This window comes from Glutamicibacter sp., from assembly GCF_035257265.1.
Classification (GTDB): Bacteria; Actinomycetota; Actinomycetes; order Actinomycetales; family Micrococcaceae; genus Glutamicibacter.
Map to the genome: position 1 here is coordinate 18,050 of NZ_DATEXC010000019.1, position 17,991 is coordinate 36,040.

General features: G+C 56.8%; 18 protein-coding genes and 1 tRNA gene. 8 read left to right on the forward strand and 11 right to left on the reverse strand.

Translation table 11 applies throughout. The features are described from left to right. Positions 1-68 precede the first annotated feature (68 nt). The 7 genes from pstC to VJ369_RS03830 all read left to right on the forward strand — a co-directional run bounded on the left by pstC (position 69) and on the right by VJ369_RS03830 (position 7,089). The gene (gene pstC, locus VJ369_RS03800; protein ID WP_324090799.1) at positions 69-1,004 is read left to right on the forward strand and encodes a phosphate ABC transporter permease subunit PstC; all 936 of its coding nucleotides are present in this window, start codon (positions 69-71) and stop codon (positions 1,002-1,004) included. Continuing rightward, a complete protein-coding gene (gene pstA, locus VJ369_RS03805) occupies positions 1,004-2,137 on the forward strand; it encodes a phosphate ABC transporter permease PstA (protein WP_414652614.1) in 1,134 nt (377 codons plus the stop codon). The genes pstC and pstA overlap by 1 nt, the downstream gene beginning before the upstream one ends. Positions 2,138-2,185: 48 nt before the next feature. Continuing rightward, on the forward strand, positions 2,186-2,965 hold the full coding sequence (gene pstB, locus VJ369_RS03810; RefSeq protein ID WP_324090800.1) for a phosphate ABC transporter ATP-binding protein PstB: 780 nt from the start codon (positions 2,186-2,188) through the stop codon (positions 2,963-2,965). Between the two features lie 200 nt (positions 2,966-3,165). Continuing rightward, positions 3,166-3,630, forward strand: coding sequence for a hypothetical protein (locus VJ369_RS03815; protein WP_324090801.1), 465 nt, complete (start codon positions 3,166-3,168; stop codon positions 3,628-3,630). Next, complete coding sequence (locus VJ369_RS03820) at positions 3,630-3,827, forward strand: helix-turn-helix transcriptional regulator (protein WP_324090802.1); 198 nt, start codon at positions 3,630-3,632, stop codon at positions 3,825-3,827. The genes VJ369_RS03815 and VJ369_RS03820 overlap by 1 nt, the downstream gene beginning before the upstream one ends. 88 nt (positions 3,828-3,915) lie before the next feature. Continuing rightward, positions 3,916-4,749 (forward strand): formate dehydrogenase accessory sulfurtransferase FdhD, encoded by an 834-nt coding sequence (fdhD, locus tag VJ369_RS03825; protein ID WP_324090803.1) that lies wholly within the window; start codon positions 3,916-3,918, stop codon positions 4,747-4,749. 18 nt (positions 4,750-4,767) lie between these two features. Further along, positions 4,768-7,089: an FdhF/YdeP family oxidoreductase gene (locus VJ369_RS03830; RefSeq protein ID WP_324090804.1), complete on the forward strand. Its 2,322-nt coding sequence runs from the start codon at positions 4,768-4,770 to the stop codon at positions 7,087-7,089. On the opposite strand, the gene VJ369_RS03835 is transcribed toward VJ369_RS03830, so the two are convergent. The 5 genes from VJ369_RS03835 to VJ369_RS03855 all read right to left on the reverse strand — a co-directional run bounded on the left by VJ369_RS03835 (position 7,086) and on the right by VJ369_RS03855 (position 12,283). Beyond that, complete coding sequence (locus tag VJ369_RS03835) at positions 7,086-8,105, reverse strand: inorganic phosphate transporter (protein ID WP_324090805.1); 1,020 nt, start codon at positions 8,103-8,105, stop codon at positions 7,086-7,088. The genes VJ369_RS03830 and VJ369_RS03835 overlap by 4 nt on opposite strands. Before the next feature lie 6 nt (positions 8,106-8,111). Then, positions 8,112-8,726: a hypothetical protein gene (locus VJ369_RS03840; protein ID WP_324090806.1), complete on the reverse strand. Its 615-nt coding sequence runs from the start codon at positions 8,724-8,726 to the stop codon at positions 8,112-8,114. A 230-nt stretch (positions 8,727-8,956) separates the two neighbouring features. Next, on the reverse strand, positions 8,957-10,180 hold the full coding sequence (locus VJ369_RS03845; RefSeq protein ID WP_324090807.1) for an MFS transporter: 1,224 nt from the start codon (positions 10,178-10,180) through the stop codon (positions 8,957-8,959). Between the two features lie 119 nt (positions 10,181-10,299). Then, on the reverse strand, positions 10,300-11,532 hold the full coding sequence (locus VJ369_RS03850; protein ID WP_324090808.1) for a glutaminase: 1,233 nt from the start codon (positions 11,530-11,532) through the stop codon (positions 10,300-10,302). Between the two features lie 85 nt (positions 11,533-11,617). Next, positions 11,618-12,283, reverse strand: coding sequence for a hypothetical protein (locus tag VJ369_RS03855; RefSeq protein WP_324090809.1), 666 nt, complete (start codon positions 12,281-12,283; stop codon positions 11,618-11,620). Positions 12,284-12,508: 225 nt separating this feature from the next. Here VJ369_RS03855 and VJ369_RS03860 point away from each other — a divergent pair. Further along, positions 12,509-12,584: transfer RNA gene (locus tag VJ369_RS03860), tRNA-Lys, on the forward strand. Between the two features lie 83 nt (positions 12,585-12,667). Here VJ369_RS03860 and VJ369_RS03865 read toward each other — a convergent pair. From VJ369_RS03865 to VJ369_RS03890, 6 genes are all read right to left on the reverse strand, one after another. Next, positions 12,668-13,162, reverse strand: coding sequence for a hypothetical protein (locus VJ369_RS03865; RefSeq protein WP_324090810.1), 495 nt, complete (start codon positions 13,160-13,162; stop codon positions 12,668-12,670). Positions 13,163-13,278: 116 nt separating this feature from the next. After that, positions 13,279-13,869 carry a dienelactone hydrolase family protein gene (locus tag VJ369_RS03870; RefSeq protein WP_324090811.1) on the reverse strand — a complete coding sequence of 197 codons (591 nt, stop codon included), beginning with the start codon at positions 13,867-13,869 and terminating at the stop codon, positions 13,279-13,281. A 19-nt stretch (positions 13,870-13,888) separates the two neighbouring features. Continuing rightward, on the reverse strand, positions 13,889-14,140 hold the full coding sequence (locus VJ369_RS03875) for a hypothetical protein (RefSeq protein WP_096256816.1): 252 nt from the start codon (positions 14,138-14,140) through the stop codon (positions 13,889-13,891). 72 nt (positions 14,141-14,212) lie between these two features. Then, positions 14,213-15,820 (reverse strand): ABC-F family ATP-binding cassette domain-containing protein, encoded by a 1,608-nt coding sequence (locus tag VJ369_RS03880; protein WP_324090812.1) that lies wholly within the window; start codon positions 15,818-15,820, stop codon positions 14,213-14,215. Positions 15,821-16,320: 500 nt separating this feature from the next. Next, positions 16,321-17,139, reverse strand: coding sequence for a CPBP family intramembrane glutamic endopeptidase (locus tag VJ369_RS03885; RefSeq protein ID WP_324090813.1), 819 nt, complete (start codon positions 17,137-17,139; stop codon positions 16,321-16,323). A gap of 101 nt (positions 17,140-17,240) precedes the next feature. After that, a complete protein-coding gene (locus VJ369_RS03890; protein ID WP_324090814.1) occupies positions 17,241-17,942 on the reverse strand; it encodes a demethylmenaquinone methyltransferase in 702 nt (233 codons plus the stop codon). Between the last annotated feature and the right edge of the window lie 49 nt (positions 17,943-17,991).

A 17,991-nucleotide genomic window follows, 5' to 3' on the forward strand; every position in this document is an offset into this window, starting at 1 on the left:
GCCCACGCAAAACCCCTCCACCCCCACGACCTCGCAGTCGTAACCCCCTCCTTGTAAAGGCTCCTGCCATGACGACTAATGCTTTGAAGAGCAAGTCATCGACCTCGGGTCAAGCGGGCGACAAGATCTTCTCCGGCACCGCTTTGGCTGCCGGTGTGCTGATCCTAGTCACGCTGTTCGCCGTTGCGATCTTCTTGCTCATCCAGGCCCTGCCGACGTTTGTCGCCGACCCGGCCGACATTTCCGGCGGGGAAGGTTTCTTCGCCTACATCTGGCCGATTGTTATCGGTACCGTGATCGCCGCGGCGATCGCGCTGCTGATTGCCACCCCTATCGGCATCGGTGTGGCCCTGTTTATTTCGCACTTTGCTCCACGTAAGGTCGCCGGCCCGCTGGGCTACGTCATCGACCTGCTCGCCGCGATCCCTTCGGTGATCTACGGTGCGTGGGGTTATATGGTGCTCGCCCCGGCGCTGGTTCCAATCTTTGAATGGCTGGCAGCAAACCTGGGCTTCATTCCGATCTTCGCCGGTCCTGCCTCGCAGACCGGTAAAACCATGTTTACCGCAGGCATTGTGCTCGCGGTGATGGTCTTGCCGATCATCACCTCGCTGAGCCGTGAAATATTCTTGCAGACTCCCAAGCTCCATGAGGAAGCCGCACTGGCATTGGGTGCTACGCGCTGGGAAATGATCACGACGGCGGTGATCCCCTTCGCGCGTCCGGGCATTATCTCGGCGGTCATGCTGGGCCTGGGCCGTGCGCTGGGCGAAACCATGGCCGTGGCCTTGGTCTTGTCCACCGGCAACCTGATCCCTTCGCTGATCAAATCCGGTAACCAGACGATCGCCGCGGAAATCGCGTTGAACTTCCCCGAGGCTTTCGGGTTGCGTCTGGCAGAACTGATTGCCGCCGGCCTGGTGCTGTTCTTGATCACGCTGATCGTGAATATGATCGCCCGTGGCATCATCGCCCGCCACAAGGAATTCTCGGGAGCTAACTGATGAGTGTCATGACCAGCAATAAGCACTCGGCCACGCCGACCCCGCCAAGCCGCAAACGCAACTCCCTGTCCAAGGGCAAGCTTCCACGTTGGGCCGTGCCGGCTACCGCTGCCGGCGCGATTATCATCGGAGCGGCGCTATCCACGCTGACCGGGTTCAGCGTGGCAACCTTCGCAATTTACTCTGCGGTACTTTTTGTCCTCGCCGCTACCGTGCTTACCGCGGTCGTTGAGGGAAAGCGCCAAGGGCGCAACGCGATGTGGACCTACCTGATCTACGGCTCCTTCTTATTGGCCCTGATCCCGCTGGCCTCGGTACTGTACACGGTGCTGGAAAAGGGCCTTCCGGGAATGAGCAGCCATTTCCTGTTCACTTCAATGAATGGTGTGACCGGTGCGGTTGATAACCAGACCGTAGCCGATGGAACTCCCGTTCTTGGCGGTGCTTACCACGCACTGATGGGCACGCTGCTGATCACCCTCTGGGCAACGGTTATCTCGGTTCCGGTGGGCATGCTCACCGCGATCTACCTGGTGGAATACGGTAAGAACGGTCCGCTGTCCAAGGCGATCACCTTCTTCGTCGACGTGATGACAGGTATCCCATCGATCGTTGCCGGTTTGTTTGCCGCAGCCTTCTTCGGGTTGATCCTTGGTCCTAACGCCCGCATGGGTATCGTCGCCGCGGTCGCATTGAGCGTGCTGATGATTCCTACGGTGGTGCGTTCCACCGAGGAAATGCTCAAGATTGTCCCTAACGAATTGCGTGAGGCCGCCTACGCCTTGGGTGTGCGCCGCTGGCGCACCATCTTGAAGGTGGTTATCCCGACCGCGATCTCCGGTATTGCTTCCGGCGTCACCTTGGCCATCGCCCGTGTGATCGGTGAAACCGCGCCAATTCTGGTGACCGCCGGTATCGCAAGCCAGATCAACACGAACGTGTTCGCAAACTGGATGTCCACGCTGCCGACCTTTATCTACTACCAGATTCTCACTCCGACCAGCCCGACAAATATTGACCCGTCGGTACAGCGCGCATGGGCTGCGGCCCTGCTGCTGATCCTGATGGTGATGGCACTGAACCTCGGTGCCCGCTTGATCGCTTCGCTGTTCGCCCCGAAGAAGGGCCGTTGAGCCTAAGGCTCCGGCACTTATCCACACTAGATTTCCAAGGAATACACCATGGCAAAACGCATTGACGTCAACGCGCTGAACGTCTACTACTCCAAGTTCCTCGCCGTTGAAGATATCTCGATCAACATCGAACCAAAGTCGGTCACCGCATTCATCGGCCCCTCGGGCTGCGGCAAGTCCACCTTCCTGCGCACGCTGAACCGGATGCACGAAGTGATCCCCGGCGGCCGCGTCGAGGGTGAAGTATTGCTGGACGGGGATGACCTGTATGGTCCGGGCGTTGACCCGGTGACCGTGCGTAGCCAGATTGGCATGGTTTTCCAGCGTCCGAATCCGTTCCCCACCATGTCCATCAAGGACAACGTGCTGGCCGGTGTGAAGCTCAATGGTAAAAAGATCTCCCGTTCGGACGCCGACTCCCTGGTGGAGAAATCGCTGCGCGGTGCGAACCTGTGGAATGAGGTCAAGGACCGCCTGGATAAGCCCGGTTCAGGTCTTTCCGGCGGCCAGCAGCAGCGCCTGTGCATCGCCCGCACCATTGCGGTGAAGCCGGACGTCATCTTGATGGATGAGCCGTGCTCGGCCCTGGATCCAATCTCCACACTTGCCATCGAAGATCTGATCAACGAGCTGAAGAGCGACTACACCGTGGTGATCGTGACTCACAATATGCAGCAAGCCGCACGCGTGTCCGATAAGACCGCGTTCTTCAACATTGCCGGCACCGGCAAGCCAGGCAAGCTCATCGAGTACAACGAAACCGCAGCCATCTTCTCCAATCCGGAGCAGAAGGCCACCGAAGATTACGTCTCAGGACGCTTCGGATAAAGATTTCGGATGCCGCCCCTATTGCGATGGGGCGGTAGACGGACCGGAAGGGGGGTCTTCCGGGGATCCTGGAGGGGATCACCGCCAGCGGCGCCATGCGAAAGCACGGCGCCGCTGGTTTTTAAACTTCTTTGTAAAGGCCGCTTGACTGTAAAGCTCCCTTGTCTGTAAAGTTTGGTTTACATTACAAGGAGGATGTTATGAACACGGAACAAGAAACCAAAGCCCGCTGGGGACGGTCACGCTTTGGCGGTAGCCAGGCAATGCTGATCATCGTTTCGCTGCTCGCCGGCGCGGTGCTATCGCTCGGCGCGGGCCTGCTCTTCGCGACGCTAAACTTTCCAGGGGACTTTGTCCTGGCGGCGCTCATCATGGCTGCCGGACTGCTGCCGGTACTCTCGGTGGGTTGCTGGGCCTTACTGCTGGATCGCTCCACCTTACGTGGGGCTACCAAAAATCCCGAGATCTCAGTGGAATCCCAGTGGTATGACAAGGCTGCGGTGGGTGTCTTTCAAGATATCTTGCTCGTCTGCGGTCTGGGGGCAGCGGTCCTTTCGTTTATCGAAGTCCAGGCCTCCACCGGTTTAATCTTGGCTGGCGTGGTTGGGTTGGCGATGGCCGACTTCGGCGTGCGCTACCTGCTGATCAAACGGGCTGAAGGCTAATGGAAAATTCCCTTCCTGATCACCGTAAAAAGCGGGGACTGTCCCAGCAGGCGCTCGCCGACGCGCTGGGGGTCTCGCGACAGACGATCATTTCCTTGGAAAAAGGACGCTACGATCCCTCATTGCCGCTGGCGTTTAAACTCAGTGCGCTCTTTGGGTGCCGGATAGAGGATCTGTTCCAGCCAGACGACGAATAATAAAAAAGGTCACAAGTGCCCATGCCGCTAGGATTCTGGGATACGTTTGTAAGTGACTCGGAGCACTTGCAAGAATAGGAAAACCGCAATGGGACGCAAAATATTGCGACGGCGCATTATCCGCGCCACGTTGGGCGGTAGTAGCTTCGTGCGCGAAGAAAAACTGGCAGGTGAAGAACCACTGGAGATCCGTTTTGGCTCCACTGCCTTTACTACCTCGATGCGCACCCCGGGAGATGACTTTGATCTCGTGGCAGGCTTTTTGCATGCCGAGGGAATCATTGCCCGCGCCGAACAGCTGACCTCGATGCGCTACTGCTCAGGAACTGACGAGGACGGCAATCAGACCTATAACGTGATTGAAGCTCAGCTGGGCTTCGGCGCACAGGTTCCGGATCTGTCGGCCGCCCGCAACGTGGTGACAAGTTCGGCCTGTGGGATCTGCGGGACCAACTCGATCGATGAGGTGCACAAGAAGTCCAACTACGTGCTGAACCCCGACGACGGGCAGGTTCAGCTCGAGGCACTGCTAAAAATGCCGGACACACTGCGTGACGCGCAGCGGCTCTTTGATTCCACCGGTGGAGTCCACGCGGCGGGTCTGTTTAACACCGACGGGGAGCTGTTGATCCTGCGCGAAGACGTGGGACGGCATAACGCCGTGGACAAGGTCATCGGGGCTGCCCTGCGGGCAAACGACTTGCCTCTTCGGCAGAGCATTTTGCAGGTCTCCGGCAGAGCATCATTCGAATTGGTACAGAAAGCCGCCATGGCGGGAATACCGGTACTTAGCGCGGTCAGTGCGCCTTCGTCCTTAGCCGTGGAGCTAGCGGATGAATGTGGGCTTACCCTGGCCGGATTCTCCCGCGGGCAAAGCATCAACTTATACACTCATGCACAACGCATATTAGGCACCAAGTAGCTCAGGCGGAGGACCACCATGCATCGTCCAGCACCCAAAGATGACATCAACGAAGATGACCTCAAGGTCGGTGAACCGAAACATAGCGCCGCCGGCCTAAAAGCCGTGATGGTCTCCATGGAACGCGGATTTTCGGAAGCCGGACCGAGCCGAACCTTGCGTTCTATGCTGCGGATCAACCAGCGCGGTGGGTTCGACTGCCCGGGCTGCGCCTGGCCCGAATCGATTACCGGTGCCCGCAAGCCTGCAGAATTCTGCGAAAACGGCGCTAAAGCCGTGGCCGAAGAAGCCAGCGCCCGCACCGTCACCCCGCAATGGTGGGAACAACACCCAATCAGTATGCTGCGCGATAAAACCGAATACTGGCTAGGTTCTCAGGGCCGCATCACCGCGCCAATGATCATTCGACCGGGGGACACCCACTACAAACCAATCAGCTGGGCGGAGGCGTTCGCCACCATTGGGGAACACGTTAACGCCAGCACCCCGGATAAGTGTGTCTTCTACACCTCTGGACGCACCGCCAACGAGACGGCGTTCATGTACCAGCTCCTCGCCCGCTCGCTGGGTACCAACAACCTGCCAGACTGCTCAAATATGTGTCACGAGTCCTCGGGTTCGGCGTTGAACCCCACCATTGGAATCGGCAAGGGCACAGTGTCGCTCGAAGACTTTGACCACGCCGAATTGATCTTTGTCGTGGGGCAAAACCCGGGAACCAACCACCCGAGGATGCTGTCCGCACTGGCTGACGCGCGCAAGCGCGGAGCCAAGATTGTGGCGGTCAACCCTCTGCCCGAGGCCGGATTCTTCGGTTTCAAAGACCCGCAGACCGTCGGCGGTATGCTCGGCAAGTCCAGCGAGATCAGCAGCCACTTCCTGCAGATCAAGGTCGGCGGCGACCTAGCACTGTTCCAGGCATTTGGGCATCTCTTGCTAGCTGAGGAAGAGAAGAACCCCGGAACCGTAGTGGACCAGGCGTTCATCAACGAAGTCACCGACGGTTTTGCGGCCTACAAGAGCGCTCGCGCCGAAATTGACTGGGATGCCACCGAGGAAGCCACCGGACTGACGCGCACGCAGATCACCGAAGTTGCTAGATTGCTCATTGAATCCAAGGCCTCCATCTTTTGCTGGGCGCTGGGGCTAACCCAGCAACCGCACTCGGTGCCCACGCTCAAGGAGATCATCAATCTGCTGCTGTTGCAGGGCAACTTCGGCAAGCCGGGCGCCGGTGCGTGCCCCGTCCGTGGACACTCCAATGTGCAAGGTGACCGCACCATGGGGATCTGGGAGAAACCAACCGAGCAGCTGCTTGAGGCCCTGGACGCAGAGTTTGGCATCGATTCACCTCGTGTTCATGGCTATGATTCCACCGAAGCCTTAGATGCGTTTGAAAACAATGACGTGGACGTGTTCGTCTCCATGGGTGGCAACTTTGCCCTCGCCAACTCGGAAACCGAGTTACTGGAAGCAGGTATGCAGCGGGCCAAGCTGACCGTGCATATCTCCACCAAACCAAACCGCTCTCACGTGGTACACGGACAGACCTCATTGATTCTGCCCACCCTTGGCCGCACCGACAAAGATGATAAGCACCCTAAGGGTGCTCAGTTCTTGTCCGTGGAGGACTCGATGTCGGTGATCCACTCGACCCAGGGCCGGCTCACCCCGGTCTCCGAGCACCTCCTGGCCGAACCTGTCATCGTGGCACGCATGGCCCAGGCCATCTTGGGTGATGACCATGTCGTCGACTGGCGTGCCATGGCCGATGACTATGACGTGGTCCGTGACCACATTGCACGAGTCCTGCCTGGTTTTGAAGACTTTAACCGACGGGTTCGCGAACGTAACGGCTTTGTCTTGCCGAACGCACCACGTGACTCACGTTCCTTTGCCACGGATATCGGCAAGGGCCGGTTCACGGTTTCACCATTTGAAGCGCTTAAGCCCCCAGCCGGTCACCTGATCTTGCAGACTATGCGCAGTCATGACCAGTACAACACCACGTTCTACGGGCTCGATGACCGCTACCGCGGCATTAAAGACGGGAGGCGAGTGATCCTCATACACCCTGAGGATCTGCAGGAGATGGGCTTTGCAGACCGCGATCTGGTGGATGTGATTTCAACCTTCGGTGGTACCGAGCGCCGGGCTAACCGTTTCAGGCTGGTGTCCTACCCTACGGCGAAGGGCTGCGCTGCTGCCTACTTCCCAGAAGCTAACGCTTTAGTACACCGAGGTTTGGTGGCTCGCGAGTCCAATACTCCGGGATTTAAGGCAATGAGCGTGCGTTTTGTTCCGCACTCCCAGCAACCCGGGGCGACGCTAGATAGTTAACCCACCGGGTCCATGGCAAGGGCTAAGACCGCTGCGGCCAAAATGCAAACGACCGGTGTGATCAGCCAATGTCCGAACACTTTGACCACGCGGTACCAGACAACAGATTCGAAGGGCTGGTTAGCGCCGGCGCCCACAATCGAACTGGTCACCGCCTGAGTGGTGGATAGCGGCAGGTGCAACACCAGCGACCCAACGTAAAGCATGGTGGCCGCGACCCCCTGCGCGACCATGCCGCGCAGGGGGTCAAAGTTCACCAAGCGACGCGAGAGCGTGTACGTGATTCGCCAGCCGCCAAGGAGCACACCGAAGGACAACGCGCTGGCAGCCACCAGCTGAATGGCCACTGCTACCGGCCCAGGATCCATCAGCCCACCGGTAATGAGCACCAGGGTGATCGTTGCTCCGGTGCGTTGGCCGTCCTGCAAACCCAGTCCCAGGGCTACAGCACAGGCGGCGATGGCCTGTCCGGCGCGCGAACGGGCGTTTACGTCTCTTGAGGTATCGTGGCGCATCAACCAAGTAGCCGGAACTACCAGCAAAAATGAGGCGAAGTAGGCGATGAGCGGAGTGATAAGCAAGGGCAGCAGTACCGAGCCAGTGAACAACTGAACTGCACCGCCAAGTGAATCATTGCCGAGCCAAGAGTTGGCCGCCCCAGCACCAACTAATGCAGACATCAAAGCATGAGTGGACGAAACCGGGATGCCACGCCACCAGCACAGTATCAACCATGCTCCGGCGGCTAACAACGCGGCAATGAGCAGCTTCATCCCCACGGTACCCTCGGGCAATTGCAGGTTGAGTCGGCTGATCAGCACGGTACTCAGGGTGGTGGTTGCCATGGTGCCCACAAAAGCGAAAAATGCGGCGACAACCACTGCGACCGCTGGGCGTAATGCCCTGGTGCGTACGGCAGCTGCGACCGCGGTGGAAGAGTCCCTGAAACCATTGAGTACCGCGTAACCCAGGGTCAAGGCGATAGCAATGATGGTGAATAAGGGCAGTAAGTCCATCGGATTCTAGGATTCCTTGACCAGCACGCGGCCGAGGTGGTCGGAGAACTGCCGCAGGGTATTGGCGGTCAGCAGCAAATGGTCCGCTACACGCTGATGCTTATGGATCGTGGATGCCTTGGAGAAATTTGAAATCTCATCGATCCAGACTAAATGAGTGCGCGCAGCACGTTTGGAGTACTGCATCATCTGCAGCCAATTATCTTCCAAATCATCAAGCTTGTTCAAGGTTCGAACCGAGTGTGCGGCGAGTTCGGCGAGCTGTGAAATTAGTTCTAGCTGCTCTGCAGCGCGCTCGGAAAGCGGAGTGGAACCTAAGGTGTTGATTAGTTCGCCAATGCCGCGCAGGTGCTCCATGGTTTCGTGAAGCAGGCGGGAAAACGTGTACATATCTTCACGCGGCAGTGGGCTGATGTAGCTGGTGCGCAGATGCGTGAGCAAGGCGTGGAGCAAGTCCGAGGCTTGAGCTTCCGCATTGGCAAGCTCCTTGAGCTGTACTGCCCGACCGTCCGGATTGCCGATCATCTCGGAGACACTTGCCACCGAGTTACGGATTGTGCTCGCAAGATCACTGAGCAATTCAATGCCACGTGTGGCTGAAGGAAAGATTTGGAACTTCACGTTGTTCGGCGCACCATTCGTCTTAGGCCATCGTTTTGGTACTGACGCTGAACAGTTTACGTCGCGAAGGTTAACGACGAAACGTTAGTGATGCCGGACCGGGAACGCCTCTCGGCGGAAGGCCGCTCGAAGCGGCAGAATATTGGAGCCCGGGGTTACCAGCGGCCCGGCACCGTCTACTAGTTTTCTCGTACTAAGCGCTTGCTGTCAACCACATCTGGTGACTGGTGCTAATTCTCACGTTCTTTACGCAAGGACTTCTCGACACCACTGACACACAACAGTCCGCAACAGAACCAAATGGCGCCCGCCGGTCCCGTGCCCACAGCCACCGTACTGGCCGCAATAGGCAGGAGCACCTGCCCTAGCCTGTTTCCCATCAAACGGACCGCTAAGGCCGCTCCACGGTCCTGCGCGGGCACTGAGGTGGACACCATGGTCATCGTCACCGGTTGTCCCATGCCTAGGAAGAAACCGCCCACGATTAGAGCTAAAGCCGCTAACCAAAGTACGTCGATGAACAGTGGGGCAAGCGCAATGGAGAGTCCGGCGGCAAACAGGCTGGTGAGCAACATTGACTCACGGGAGAAGTGAGTCGAAATCCATGGCAGGAAGAGTCTGGAAATAACCGAAGCGCCGCCGCGCAGGGCCAGTAAAACACCCACCACGGCTGGGGCGACGCCATGTTTTTCGGCGACCAAGGGCAAGAAAGCGGTGAGAATATCGATGATTGAAAGCAATGCCAGCGAAGCGAGCATGTGCGAAGGAATCGATTTGATGCGCAGGATCGAAATGATTGATGCTTCGGATTTGGGGGCCGGTGCAGCCGCTGCGCTCTTAGACAGCCGAGGCTGAAGATTTGGCAAGAGCAAGGGGATGGCTAGCAAGGCGCAGCCGGCACCGATCCATAAGGAAAGAGAGATGTCGGCAACACGTTCGGGAGAATCAGCAGAGGAAGTGGTCCCAAGGATGGCTCCGGCAATCAGCGGACCGAGGAATTGTCCCGCGGCGTACGCCGCGGTGAACCAACCGAAACCCTTATCGAGCTGGTCATCGGGGAAATATCGTGCGATAGATGACTGACCACCAATGGTGAACAGTAAATGGCCCATACCTAGTACGGCGCTGGCAATGGCAACCATGGCAAAGCCATTGGCTGCCGCGACACCTAAGGAACCTAACCCCATGAGTCCTGCTCCGGCGAGCATCAAAAAACGAATCTTTGGAATACGTGAACTTATGCGCCCAAGCCATACAGCAGTGACCATCGGTAACAGTGCGAAAGCAGCGGTAGTGACACCAACGGTTACCGGGCCAGCATCTAGGGAAATCAGTTTGTATGTGGTGACCGGTCGAACCAAGTTGAGTGTGGTTTGCGACAACAGTGCGGTAGCGATCAAAATAAGTAACCACCGAAGTGTTCCAGAAGCCGGATTGTTTGCTTCCGCGCCCACTGTGCCTGCTTTCTTTTGGTGCTGCTCTCCAAGCTCAAGTTTAGGGGCTTTTGGGCGAGCAGATGTCACCGGCACTCTCTGGCGCACGTGTACGACTAACTGATTAGCGAACTCGCACGTTAGGGAGTTTCTGGAAAGGTTCCATCACCCAAGTCGGGATTGGCCAAGGACTGAAGCGGGTCATGGAGAAAAATCCTGCGGCCTTCATTACGCAGCCGGCGCAGGGCTTCAAGCACCATGCGCCGGGCAACATTGGTGAAGGAATGCACACGAGAAATATCTAAATGAACTGCACCGTCAAAGTCTGATTCCGAGAGCAGATCCAGTAATTCTGCGGCCGCGGTGAATCGTACGTTGCCTTGGAGGTAGAAAATCTCTCGGTTCCCTTCGAGATTGACCCCAACGACATCAAGGCGACCGTGGCTCGGTGCGAAGAGGTGCATATCCATATCTGAGGAGAGCCGCTCGAAGGCCCGGCGTGATCGCTGGCTATTACCGTGAGAATCTAAACGGGGGGAGAATGCCGCGATGCCCACCTGGTCAGGCAAGACTCCAACGAGTCCGCCGGAAACTCCGCTTTTGGCAGGAATTCCCACCCGCGTGAGCCAATCTCCTGCCCCGTCGTACATGCCGGCTACCGCCATGACCGACATAACCTGACGTGCAGTATTCTCATCGATGATCTTCTCGTGCGTGACCGGTTGCACTCCGCCATTGGCCAGGGTGGCGGCCATCATGGACAAGTCATTGACCGTCACCAAGATGGAGCATTGCTTGGTGTAGCCGGAGACCACTTCGTGCGCGTCATCGGCGAGTATTCCGTAATTCCGAAGCATATGCGCCATGGAGAAATTGTGGTCAGCCGTAATCAGTTCCGAACGATAGACGTCTTCATCAATCTGTAATTCGCGCCCGGCAAGAGAAGAAAACATGTCCAGGACACGTTGGACCCTGGCCTCGCCCGTAGCGTCTTGACCGACAAGCAGCGAATGCGCGGCTATGGCGCCGGCATTGATCATCGGATTCTTGGGACGGTTGGTGCCGTCTTCCAGAGATAGCTCGTTAAATGCTTCACCTGAGGGCTCAACGCCGATTGATTCCAGAACGCGGTCTAGCCCGCGGTCAATGATGGCTGCCGCGTACGCAAAGGGCTTGGAAATGGACTGAATGCTAAACGGTGTATCGGTATCGCCGGCGCAGTAAGTGCTGCCGGTAGCCGTCGTGACCGACAGCGCAAATGGCGCCGGGTCAGCGTTGGCCAGTTCCGGAATGTACTGGGCAGTTTCGCCGGAAGTATCTTCACGCAGAGTGTCGAGGACTTCATGTAGGTAATCGGGAACTGGAGTCTGCATACTTACCGATCTCTAGTGCTAAGACATGGTTTGTTTCCAACCTAACCGCTGGAGCCCAAGATGTCTTGTGTAGCGCAAGTCGTGATCAGTCCAATAGATCCTGGCGCCACAACCTTGCGCAGGCTTCGAGGTCTTCGGCGGTGTTCACCATTGACTTAGCCCGCGCGGTCAGCTTTGTGCCCCGAGTTTCATTGGCCAAGTCCGCGGCATCTGCATGCTCGGTCATGCCAAGGGCTAGCACCCTGCAGTAGGCGGCCGTGCGCTCCAGGGCATGGGCGAAGTCGCCATCAAATGCCCCGGAAAGAATAGACGTGGCCATTTTTTTCATTTCTTCGGCCGTTGGAGGCTCGGCAACGCCCGCTACCAGACGTTCAACTTCTGCGCGGTGTGCTCCTGCACGAAAACGTGCAGACATCGTCTCGGCATTATTCAGGGTCGCTGTGCGCACGGCATAGAGACGCCACAGCGCTCCGGGAAGTGAACGCGCAGGTGCCTCGGACCAGAGTTCGGCAAGAACTTCGAGACCTTCGGTCTCTGCGACCTGGACCAACCTGTTTGATACTTCGGGATCCTCGTTGGCGATACCTTTGCGCACGAAAGCCGCAGCCGAAAGGTGAGCGGCTTCCGAAATGCGAGCAGGGTCGGCACCGCCCTCATAAGGATTAAAATCCTGCGGAGCGAATGGACGTGGTTTGTGATGACGAAATCCGGAGACCTGACCTACCGTGGAACCTGCGCGTGCACCTTTCATGGCTTCGAGACTACTCGCATTTAGCTCAGTCTGCTCCACAGCGGCGCGTGAATCTGGGCACTAGGACAAAGTGGATGACGTCGCAAATTACTCATATTTCACAGGGCTTAGGCACTCATTATTTCGGTGCTAACGCGGTACTGGGTGTGGGCGCGACACTGCCAAATTTCTCTCGATTAAACATGAAACGATACTTCGGGTATTATGGACTTTGGCTTAGGCCGTGCGCCTTTAGCTCAGTTGGTAGAGCACTGGACTTTTAATCCATTGGTCGCGGGTTCGAACCCCGCAGGGCGCACCATATAAAGATCCCGTTTCTCCTAGATGACTAGGGGAGGCGGGATTCTTCTTTTATTTGCCGGGCAGAATGCGAGGGATTGCTTCTCACCAGCTCTCGATCGTGGGTACTTCTCGAATTAGCCGGAACGGGTTGTCGTAGTAAACGGTTCGGCTTGAGCGTATGCCGCCTCGTATCGCGGGAATCAGTGTGTAATAGTCACCGTCCCAAGCGAGCTCAGTGGGTTGGTCTACCGAGTGCTCATCCCAATCTTTTGGGATAGATGGAGTGTAGATCCAAAGTTCTGCGTCGTTATCGTCAAAGTCATTGGTGAGGGACTTCCATCCTCGGCGGCCGGCAAGAATGTCTGCAGGCGTGGCGTAGAGAAAAGTCGAAAGCAGCTCCCTTTTGTCCGGAACAATTTTCTGCACGCAGCGTATAGCCGCTTCCAGTTCAAGGGTCCCATCGGCTTCGCAGAGCTTATCGATGGCCTGACTGAATCGCTGCTGACGATAAGCGGCTCGATCCTTGATTTCGAGTCGTTCCCGTTCGCGGTGACGTTGCTGTGCGCTACGGGGATGTCGTTTTTTGCTGACAGACATGATCTGCTCCTCAGAGCTGAGTGAGGTGGTGTTAGTCAGCTCAGCCTAGGAGCACATCAAGGAATCTGGGGTCGCTCAGGGAAATATGTGGATAACCAGTTCAGCATGTGCCTGTTTTAGGCGAAAGGTTCCAAAAATTTGATCACGCGGTCCATGACCACAGCGCGCGCTTCAGGGTCGTGGGAACGCAGCGAGGTGTCGGTGAACAGGTGTTTGTTGCCCGGATAGGTAAATAGCTGTGCGAGTTCGTGGCCTTCGCCTTCGACGAAGCGTTGCGCAGCCTCTAAATCGCCTTCTTCCGCGAAAAATGGGTCTTCATCCATGCCATGAATTTGTACCGGAACGTTTTCCGGCCATGGGCCGAAGCTCCAGTCTGCTTCTACGTCCACGAAGGATTCCAACAGGACTGCTGCGAGAGCCCCTGTCCGTTGCTGGGCGCACTGTTGAGCCAGAGCGGCACCCCACGAGCTGCCGATATAAACCAATTCCTCGGGAAGCTTCGAGAAAAACTTGTCGACCCGCTCCTGGATTTTATCTTCACCTAGCTTATTAGCCATGCGAATTCCGGCGTCGATATCTTTGGGAAGCTTTCCTGCAAACAGGTCCAAAGTATGTACGCTGTGGCCAGCTGCGCGTAATTCGGCGGCCATAGCTTGAACTCCGGGGGTGAGCCCCTGGACGTGGTGGAAAAGAACTATCGTGGCCATGGAATACTCCTCGTAGTTGCTAGCGTTCGTCGACTAAATTCTCGATGCGCTGGGGCAGGTGCTCGATTGCCAGATCCCATCCGGGCATTTGGCTATTGATTTCTACGCTGTAGCCCTCGGTGAGCATGAACTCGGCGCAGGTTAGTGCTTCGTGGCCGGAGCCTGTTTCATAAATGAAGGCACGTCGAATGTCGGTCCAGAGCAGGGTTGCAGACTGATCGATAACCAGGCCGGTAGTGACTACTTCGACGGTGCGCTGGGGGTAGGACATATTCAACTTGCTTTCGGGGTCCTCGGCGGTGTGCTTTGATCTAGTGTAAACCGGCAACACACCGCCATCGGGTTAGCAAACCGGTGTGGGGTAGGACTTCGTCATGGAACCATCAATCGACAGCTCTAATAAGTAATCCAGTCCCAGCTGGTTCAAGAACTTCTGGTCGTGGCTGACTACCAGCAACGCGCCGCGGTAGGCCCCTAGCGCCTCACAGAGTTGACGCACACTATCGATATCCAGATTATTTGTTGGTTCATCAAGGATCAGCAACTGAACCGTGGGCTCAGCCAAGAGTAGCGAACCTAAATAGACGCGGAAACGCTCTCCGCCGGACAGTGCAGATAGTGGGCGGTCTGCACTAGCGCCACGTAATAACAACCTCGCGAGCATATTTCGAATCTGCCCTGATGTGGCCGAGGGAGCTACCTGACTAATATTCTCGACTGCACTGCGGTTTTCGTCGAGGCCCACTAAACGTTGCGGCAAGTACCCAACGCGTTCGAGGAAAAGCTTGCCCGAGAGTTCAGCCTCGGATGGTTCCGCGCTCAGCAGTTGGTTCAGCAAGGTGGTTTTACCCGAACCGTTGGGTCCGGTAAGAGCCACCCGTTCGGGACCTTGGATAATGTGGCTCCCGCTAGGGTAGTTAAACTGAGCCACTTGTCTGCTGGCAGGAAGTTTTGGATCTGGCAACTCCACATTGATATGCTCCTCCGATCTGACACGAACTTCAGCCTGCTCAAGTTTGCTCTGCGCCTGTTCAACCTTTCCGTCCAGATTCGAACGCATTTTTCCGGCATTCGCCTCGGACTTTTGGCGCAAGTGATTGGCCAGGATTTTCGGTAGTCCACCACCTAGCTGTTCAGCTCGCCCCTTGCGTTTGGCGCGGGCAAGTTTTGTTTCGGCATCTACCCGTTGACGTTTTTCTACCTTCAATGAAGCGTTCGCCGTTTTCGCGGCTTGTTCGGCTGCTTGCTGCTCGGTCGCCAGCTGTTCGCGGTACACGCTGTAGGGCCCTCCGAAAAGACGGAGCTTTCCCGCATACAGCTCTACTGTGTGGTCCATCAGTTCCAGAAGCTCGATGTCATGACTGACTACGATTAGCGTTCCCTTCCATGAACGCACCAGTCCGTAGAGCAATTCTTTAGTCGGTACGTCGAGATTGTTCGTTGGCTCATCGAGCAGCGTGATTGGTAATGCCGCTAGACGCAGACCGATTACTGCCAGTAGCATTGCCTCCCCGCCGGAAAGCGTGCTGACCTGACGTTTGAAGCTTAGTGATTCCAGCCCCAGAGGACTAAGTTCGGCTTCCAGCCGGGCTTCGAGATCCCAATTGGCGCCGACGGCATCAAAATCTGCCGGGTCTATACTCCCGGATTCTATAGCTTTCAGCGCACGGTAAGTGTTATCAATTCCTAGCAGCTCGGCCACGGTGGTGTCATGGTGCAAGGTGAGAGTTTGTGGCAGATAGGCGAGATCGCTGGAGGCTTCCACGGATCCGGCAGTTGGCGTTAACTGGCCTGCAATGAGCTGCAGGAGAGTCGACTTACCACTGCCGTTGATGCCGGTCAGGCCAGTGCGTCCTGATGGAAAGACGGCTTCCAGGTCGGTCAAGGCGCGCTCGCCGGTAGGCCAGTTGAAACTGAGGTTGTGTAGTTTTATTGGTGGAGTCAAAGACATATTTGGTCCTCTCCCGGGTATGAAGAGGCTGCCGAACACGGGGACCGCGAAGCTGGCTCAACCCATGGGGAACCAACAAAAAAAGGGATACCGAAGCCGGTAGCCAAAATGAACGTTGTGCACCGAACTGTGGTGCGAGGTCATTGGCGTGCTTAGCGGATATCCATGTATTTGAGTGTAACAGGGGTGGCTTGTGAATTTGTTGAATATGCGACGCTAGGGATCTCGATGTTCGTAACGTGCGTCCGCAAGGTGATGGCGAACCTTCTGCAAGACTTGAACTCTTCGGGTGAGAGTCCTTGTCAGTTGCAGCGTGCGAACCAATGCAATGGTTTTTGGCCATTAGAGTATCCCTCGCCCGTGTACATCAGATGGTTGCTGTGAATGGAACGGGTCACAGGTTAGAAATAGTCCTATTTGTGGCGGAGAATCGCGCTACCGTCGGATATTTTACTTTTTCACAAGCCACCCCTAACAGCGCAGTCTGAGCCGTTGAACAGTCAGTATAAGAAAATCGGCAGCCAGTCCGGGTTGTGCGCATGAACCAGCGCCAAAAAGAGCACGAAGTCGAAGATCAGGTGTACCGAGATGACATAGGTCAGTGACTTGGTCAATTTGAAGGTGTAGCCCTGCAGCAATGCGAAAGGGAACGTCAACAAGGGGCCCCAGGATTGGTAGCCGATCTCCCATAAGAATGAGGAGAAGATCACCGCCTGCAAGAGGTTCGCTAGCCAGTCAGGGAAGTGCTGTCGCAACAATGTGAAGGTGGTGCAGATGAAAAATAGCTCGTCCCATATGCCTACGGAATTCACTCCGAGGAAGAGTCGCCAGAAGATGGTTGGATCCGAGGCGTCCGGCCAGTTTTGATAGGCGCCGGTACTGATCAGATACACCGGCAAGATGAAGTAGCCCAGAGCCACGACCCCGAGCAGATACAGTTTGGCGGTCAGCGGCCATTTACGCCCGGTATTCACCGGGAACTTGATGATTTTCTCGCGGTATACGAACCGCGAAACCAGCCAAGGAACCACTACGGCCAGTGCCAGCGCACTGCCCATCAGCGCCATATGTCCCAAGCTCAAGTCGGCGTTGAGCGGGACAAGGCTGATGATGGCCAGCCCTGCGGCTATGAGCGCCAGATGACGGGCGAGCCTGCGGTCGATTAGTGCAGCCGTGAGCAGGCTCAAGGCAAGCAGGCCATAGCCGGGCAGATCGTTTTCAACTCCGAAAAGTAGTACGCCGGAGACCGAGAGTAAGGCCGCTGGCAGTAGCTTCCAGCTCAGGGCGGTGCGGGGTGCTTCACGAGGGAGCAGGCTCATGCACCCAAGCATGCCAGCAACACGAAAGAAAAACAGCGTTAAAAGCTTTCGGTTCGCATCCAGCGTTGGATGCGAACCGAAAGGTTAATTCTGCGGAAGGGTTACTTCCATGCGCGGTGTACGGCGACAATGCCGCCGGTCAGGTTGCGGAACTCGACGTTCTTCCAACCGACGTTGATGAACTTCTGACCTAGGTCCTGTTGGTTTGGCCAGGCAGCGATCGACTCGGCTAGGTAGGCGTAGGCCGTCGGGTTTGGCGAAACGACGTATCCCAAGGCTGGGATCACGCGAGGCAGGAACTGCTTGTAAGCCTGCTTGATGGGGGTCACCGTGGGGGTGGAGAACTCTGCCACCACAATGCGACCGCCCGGCTTAGTCACGCGGTGCATCTCGGATAAGGCTTTCTCGGTGTCAGAGATGTTGCGTAGTCCGTAGGAGATGGTGACCGCATCAAAGGAATTGTCTTCGAATGGCAGATCGGTGCCGTCGCCGTAGACGAATTCAAGCTGAGGGTAGCGCTTGCGGCCCTCAGCGAGCATGCCATGGGACATGTCGCAGGCGGTCACCTTGGCGCCGGCCTTGGCCAGCGGTACCGAAGAGGTGCCGGTGCCCGCGGCGAGATCGAGAATGCGCTCGCCGGGCTTCGGAGCAATCGCCTCGGTGGTGATCTTGCGCCAGTAGTTCACGATGCCGCCGGTCATCAGAGTGTTAAGCAAGTCGTAACGAGGTGCCAACTTGTCGAACATGTCTTGGACCTGGGTGGCCTGCTTATCCAGACCTGCGCGTGAATTATGGGAAGTCATAGTTCCAAGTGTTTCATATTTGCGCATGAATGCACGCCGGATGTGGGGT